A 6093-nucleotide genomic window follows, 5' to 3' on the forward strand; every position below is an offset into this window, starting at 1 on the left:
GCCCCACCGCGCGCCGCCGGTCGAACCGGTCCCCCAGCGCGCCCCCCAGCGGCGACAACAGGATGGACGGCAGCCACGTCAGCGCCGCCACGCCGCCCGTCCACTCCGCCCGGCCCGTGACCTTCGTCACGTACACGCCCAGCGCCAGCACCTCCATCCACGTGCCGATGTTGGACAGCGCCGCGCCCCCCCACAGGAAGGCGAAGTCGCGGTGCTTCAACGCGCGCAGCGAGGACAGGCGGGACGAAGAAGGCGTGGACACACTCGCTTTCTAATTCACCGAGAGCGCCGGGTGTTCACGGACTTCGAATCTGTTGGGTTTCGCTGGCGTTCCGGTGGAAACGTGCAGTCCTGCTTCAGTTCCTCCGGGGCAGGCGCAAGGTGAAGGTGGAGCCCTCACCCAGGGTGGAGCGCGCGGAGAGCGAGCCGCCGTGCAGCTTCGCGAGCGCGGCGGCGATGAAGAGGCCCAGGCCGTGGCCGCGTCCTTTGTCCTCGTCCGCGCGCTGGAAGCGGTCGAAGACGTGGGGCAGGGCGCTGGCGGGGATGCCCACGCCCCAGTCGCGCACGTGGATGAGGACGAGGCCCGGGTTGAGCGCCACGCCCACCTCCACGTGCTTCGAGGTGCCGCTGTACTTCACCGCGTTGGACACCAGGTTGTTGAGCACCTGGCGCAGCCGCTCCGTGTCCAGCATCAGCGGCTCCACCCGCTCCACGGCGTGGAGGGAGAAGTCCATGTCGGGTTGCAGCTCGCGCCACTCCTGGATGAACTCCTGGAGGAAGGGCGTCAGCTCCGTGGGCTGCAGCTTCAGCTCCAGCTTCCCGTCCGCCAGCCGCGAGGCGTCCAGGATGGACGTCACCAGCCCGTTCATCCTGTCCAGCTGGCGCAGCACGGCCTCCGCGGAGCGGCGCTCGTCGTCGATGCCGCGCTTCTGCACCTTGCGCAAGAGCAGCTGGGTGTTGAGCCGCGCGGAGGAGAGCGGCGTCTTCAGCTCGTGCGCCACCCAGTTGAGCATCTCCTCGCGGGCCAGGCTCAAGGCGTTGGGGGCCTCACGCGCGGCGGGGGCCGGTTCCTGGCGGGCCGCCGCCGCGCGGTACTGGAGCGCCTGGCTCACGGCCTGCTCGAAGGTGGACAGGTCCACCGGCTTCGCGAGGAAGGTCTGGGCGGCTTCACGCCCCTGCGGACGCGCCGCGCTCAGGAGCAGGAAGGGCACGTCCGACAGGGTGGGCTCCGCGCGCATGGCGTGCAGGAGCTGCATGCCCGTCCTGCGCGGCATCATGTGGTCGCTGACCACCAGGTCCGGCGTCTCCGTGCGCGCCAGCAGCAGCGCCTCCTCGCCGTTGTGCGCGCGAATCACCCGGTGGCCCAGGTCCTCCACCACCTCGGAGAAGACCTCCAGCAGTGCCTCTTCATCCTCCGCGATGAGGACCAGGCTCATTCACCCACTCCTCCGACGCTGGCCCCCAACGGCCGGGCCTGCCCGGTGAGCAGGCCCACCGCGGAGCGCATCGGGGCGAGCACCTTCACGCCCGTGTCCTGGATCTGGAACTCGCGCATGTCCGCGGAGTATTCGCTGTCACGCATCTTGAGCACGGACAGCAGGCGGTGCATCTGGCCGTGCAGCTCCACGTAGCGCAGCAGCAGCAGGTTCTCTCCCAGGCTGGCGACGGGCGCGTCGTTGAAGTCCAGCTCCGTGCCCACGATCTTCGACACCTCGCGGGTGAACACGGTGGTGACCCCCCGCATGCGCAGCCGCATCGCCAGCGACGACAGGAAGGTGCGCCGCCGCACGGGGTCCAGGATGGACAGCTCCAGCTCCGTGAGCCCGTCCAGCACCAGCCGCTTGACGCCGAGCGCGTCCACCTGGTCCAGCAGGTCCCGGATGAGCTCGTCCGCCTCCACCTCCGTGGGCGGCAGGTAGCGCAGCGTCAGCCGTCCGTCGTTGAGCAGCGGGGTCACGTCCAGCCCCACGCGCTGGGCGCGGGCCTGGAGCATGGCCGGCGCATCGAAGTAGGAGACGAAGAGCGACTTCTGCCCCTGGCGCGCCCCGTCCGCGGCGAAGTGCAGCGCCACCAGCGTCTTGCCAATGCCCATGCTCCCCGCGAGCATCGTGGTGCTGAGCTCCGGAAGCCCTCCGTGCATCAGCGCGTCCAGCTCCGGAAGCCCGAACGCCATGCGCTTGAGCGTGGGCGGCTCGTCCCGCAGGTGCAGGGGAACGGCCTCCAGGCGCGGGATGAACTCCACGCCGCTCTCGCTCATGAGCATGGTGTGCTCACCGGTGAGGTGGGGCCGGCCGCGCAGCTTGACCACCTCCACCCGGCGCACCCGGCGCGAGCCTTGGGGCTGGATGGACAGCGCCACGATGCCGTCCACCGTGGTGGCCTCCGGCAGCTCCATCAGCCGGCCCAGCGGGTACTCCGTGGTGAACAGGCCGATGCAGTTGGAGGCCGCCAGGCCGATGCCCAGCTCGTAGAGGAACTCGCGCAGCCGCGCCTCGTCCTGCCAGAGGTCCCGGATGGAGCGCAGCCCGTCGATGAAGAGCATGGCCGCGCCGCGCTCGCGCACCGTCTGGAGGATCAGCTCCCGGGCCTCCTTGGGGCCCCGCTTGAGCGCGGAATAGGCGCTGATGAGGAAGAGCTTCTCGCCCAGCAGGTCCGGCTGGAAGAAGGAGAAGGAGGACAGCGACTCCATCAGCTTGTCGTGGGGCTCCGAGGTGACGGTGACCACCACCACGGGGACGCCGCGCGCCGCGGCCGAGAAGGCCACCTGGCTGCACAGCACCGTCTTCCCCGACCCCGGCGTGCCGGTGACGATGAAGGACTGGCGCGGAGGGATGCCTCCGCCCAGGAGGACGTCGAAGCTGGGGATGCCGCTCTGGAAGAGGGGAATGTTTCGGCGGGTCATACCGGGATCCGTCGGAATGCGAGGGCCAGATGCGCGTGCCTTGTTCGCGAAGCACGCGTCAGGACAAGGGGCTCACGGGGAAGAACAGGGCATGTCCAATGCGCCCTCCGCTTTGCTGCTGGCATAGCCGACCGCCCCGGGGCCGGCCAGCGCCATGACGCCGCTCCCCGCGTGCGCCGCCGACAGGTCAACACCGCCGGCCGCCTGGCGGGCGGCCCACCGGGCGTCAGCGCGACGGGGTTGGATGTTCGTCCAGGGAGCGGGCGCTGAAGCCCCGGAAGAGCAGCAACGACACCCCGAGCCCGACCGCGCAGACGGCGGAGACGTAGTGCGCGGGCGCCAGCGGGCTCTCCTTGAGGGCAAGCGTGACGGCGAGCGGCGTGAGGCCGCCAAACAGCGCGTACGCCACGTTGTAGGAGAACGACAGGCCGGAGAAGCGCACCGCGGGGGGGAAGGCCTGCACCATCACCGCGGGCACCACGCCGGCCACGCCCACGCAGAACCCCACGCCCGCGTAGAGCGGCACCAGGTGCTCCGGCGCGGCCGCCACGCCCCGGTAGAACAGCTGCGCGGCGACGAGCAGCATCCCAGAGCCCACGGCCATGGCCCGCGTGGGCCCCAGCCGGTCCGCCAGCAACCCGAAGCAGATGCAGCCCACGGTGAGCGTGAGCGTGGCCACGCTGTTGGCCGCCAGCGCCTTCGCGGGCGGGATGGCGTGCAGTTGTTGCATCAGCGTGGGCGTCATCAGGATGACCACCACGATGCCCGCGGTGAGCACCCATGTGAACAACATGGACACGATGACGGCGGGCGCATGGCCCTTCAGCGCGGCCTTGAGCGGCAATTCGCGAACCAGCGCCTTTCGCTGGCGCATCTCCTCGAAGACGGGCGTCTCCTCCAGCCAGCGGCGCAGGAACACGGCGAGGAAGCCGAACACGCCGCCCACCACGAAGGGCGCGCGCCAGCCGTACGCCAGCACCTGCTCTGGCGTGAAGGCGGTGTTGACCGCGGTGGCGACGAGCGAACCCAGGAGGATGCCCAGCGTGAGCCCGGAGGTGAGCGTCCCGCACGCCAGGCCCACGCGGCGCTCCGGCACGTGCTCGGAGACGAACACCCACGCGCCCGGGACCTCACCGCCCACCGCCGCGCCCTGGAGCAGCCGCAGCGTGAGCAAGAGGAGCGGCGCCGCGTATCCGGCCGTGGCGAACGTGGGCAAGAGGCCCATGCACAGCGTGGGCACGGACATCAGGAAGACGCTCAACGTGAACATCCGCTTGCGCCCGGTCCGGTCCCCGAAGTGCGCCATCACGATGCCGCCCAAAGGCCGCGCCAGGTAGCCCGCCGCGAACAGGCCGAACGTCTGCAGCTGCCGCAGCCAGTCCGCCGTCTCCGGAGGGAAGAACAGCTTCCCCATCACCGACGTGAAGAACACGAAGATGATGAAGTCATAGAACTCCAGAGCGCCTCCCAGCGCCGCCAGCCCGAGGGTGCGGATGTCCCGGGTGGACAGCGGACGGGGAGCGGCCAGCGGGGACGGGGCGTCGGAAGAGAGGGTCGCCATGCGCGGAGGACCCGGAGGATATGCCGGACGCCCCGTGTGTCAGCGATCCATCACGTTGTTAAAGTGTATTCCCCGTAAAACAAGTTGACACGTTGTGCGAAACTTGTGGGGAGGTCTCGGCATCGGTATCTTCCGGGAATTGCGAGTTCCGTCCTGGGAGTACAATTTGGACAGGGTTGATACCGTGACACCTCCACCGGCCGCACCCGGAGTGGACATCCTGTTCGGGAAGTACCGCATGGTGCAGCGGCTGGCCACGGGCGGCATGGCGCACCTGTTCCTGGCGACCATCGACGGGCCGGACGGCTTCTCCAAGGCGTGCGTCATCAAGCGCATCCTGCCGGAGTACGCGAACCTGGAGCCCTTCGCGCGGATGTTCGCGGACGAGGCGAAGGTGGCGGCGCTCTTGACGCACCCGAACATCGTGCAGGTCTTCGACTTCGGGAAGATCGACGGCCAGTACTACCTGGCGATGGAGTGGATCCAGGGCCAGTCGTTGGATCGCATCATGCGGCACGCGGCGGCGGCGAACATCCCGCTGGGGCCCCGGGTGACGGTGGACGTGGGCCTGGCCATGTCGGACGCGCTCACGTACGCGCACGCGAAGACGCTGTCGGACGGGACGCCGCTGAAGCTGGTGCACCGGGACATCACGCCGGGCAACGTGCTGGTGTCCCGCGACGGCATCGTGAAGCTGGCGGACTTCGGCATCGTGAAGAGCTCCGTGAACCTGGAGCGCACGGTGGCCGGGGTGGTGAAGGGCAAGTACGCGTACATGTCCCCGGAGCAGATCACCAACCGGGAGCTGGATCACCGCTCGGACCTGTATTCGCTGGGCATCGTGCTCTACGAAGCCTCCACGGGGCGCCGGCTGTTCAAGCGCGATTCGATGGAGGCCACCATCATGGCCGCGTCGGCGGGGGACGTGCCGCCGCCGTCGCACGTGGCGCCGGGCTTCCCGCCGGAGCTGGAGCGCATCCTGCTCAGGTGCCTGGCCAAGGACCCCGCGCAGCGCTACCAGACCGCGCGCGAGCTGCACGACGACCTGGAGCGCTACCGCACGGCGCAGCACTGGACGTCCGGCGGCCGCGAGCTGGCGTCGCTGATGGCCACGCTGTTTCCTCCGGACTCCACCGGCCGCGTGTCCACGGCGCTGTCGGTGCCGGGGTCCATGCCGGGCTCGTCGCCGGGTGCGTCGGTGGAGGCTTCCGGGATGGGCTCCACGCGCACGCCCACTGGCGTCTCCAGCGCGTCAGCGTTCGTGTTGCCGGAGCACGCGGTGGAGCTCCGCGAGCCCAGCGCGCTGGTGCCCACCGGCCTGCTGCCCCGGAGCACCGGGACCGGCTCCACCACGGGCGTCATTCCTCCGCCGGAGCCGGTGGCCCAGGCGTTCCCCTGGGCGCTGGCGGCCGCGGCGGGCGTCGCGCTGGTGGGCAGCGCGGTGTTCTGGCTGTTCATCGCGTGAAGGGCGGGCGCACCGTGTCGTCGTGGGAAGTGGGAATCCGAACGTGAAGAATCAGAAGACCTGGGTCGCCGTCATCCTGCTGGGCACCGTGGCCGTGAACGCCGGGGCGTACCTCCTGGTCCGCTCGCGCAGGGCCGCGCAGCCCGAGCCCGCCCCCGTCGCCAC

General features: G+C 70.0%; 5 protein-coding genes. 1 reads left to right on the forward strand and 4 read right to left on the reverse strand.

What is annotated here, in order from left to right; all coding sequences use genetic code 11:
* From D7X55_RS34090 to D7X55_RS34105, 4 genes are all read right to left on the reverse strand, one after another.
* Positions 1-262 (reverse strand): MFS transporter (locus tag D7X55_RS34090; protein WP_147442892.1); only part of this gene is annotated, 262 nt, incomplete at its 3' end.
* A gap of 94 nt (positions 263-356) precedes the next feature.
* Positions 357-1436, reverse strand: a complete 1080-nt coding sequence (locus D7X55_RS34095) for a HAMP domain-containing sensor histidine kinase (protein ID WP_120551190.1) — start codon at positions 1434-1436, stop codon at positions 357-359.
* Positions 1433-2902, reverse strand: coding sequence for an ATPase domain-containing protein (locus tag D7X55_RS34100; RefSeq protein WP_121725237.1), 1470 nt, complete (start codon positions 2900-2902; stop codon positions 1433-1435). The genes D7X55_RS34095 and D7X55_RS34100 overlap by 4 nt, the downstream gene beginning before the upstream one ends.
* Positions 2903-3128: 226 nt before the next feature.
* Entirely contained in the window at positions 3129-4463 is a 1335-nt protein-coding gene (locus tag D7X55_RS34105; RefSeq protein WP_121725238.1) for an MFS transporter, read from the reverse strand.
* Between the two features lie 184 nt (positions 4464-4647).
* Between D7X55_RS34105 and D7X55_RS34110 the strand changes: the two genes are divergently transcribed.
* Entirely contained in the window at positions 4648-5928 is a 1281-nt protein-coding gene (locus D7X55_RS34110; protein ID WP_233610236.1) for a serine/threonine-protein kinase, read from the forward strand.
* The last annotated feature ends 165 nt before the right edge of the window (positions 5929-6093 follow it).

The sequence above is a fragment of the Corallococcus sp. AB049A genome, assembly GCF_003668885.1.
Classification (GTDB): domain Bacteria; phylum Myxococcota; class Myxococcia; order Myxococcales; family Myxococcaceae; genus Corallococcus; species Corallococcus interemptor.

Bases quoted from the DNA above. Each gene is read 5' to 3' on its own strand.
- D7X55_RS34105 (WP_121725238.1), bottom strand. From the start codon at position 4,463: ATGGCGACCCTCTCTTCCGACGCCCCGTCCCCGCTGGCCGCTCCCCGT.
- D7X55_RS34095 (WP_120551190.1), bottom strand. From the start codon at position 1,436: ATGAGCCTGGTCCTCATCGCGGAGGATGAAGAGGCACTGCTGGAGGTC.
- D7X55_RS34100 (WP_121725237.1), bottom strand. From the start codon at position 2,902: ATGACCCGCCGAAACATTCCCCTCTTCCAGAGCGGCATCCCCAGCTTC.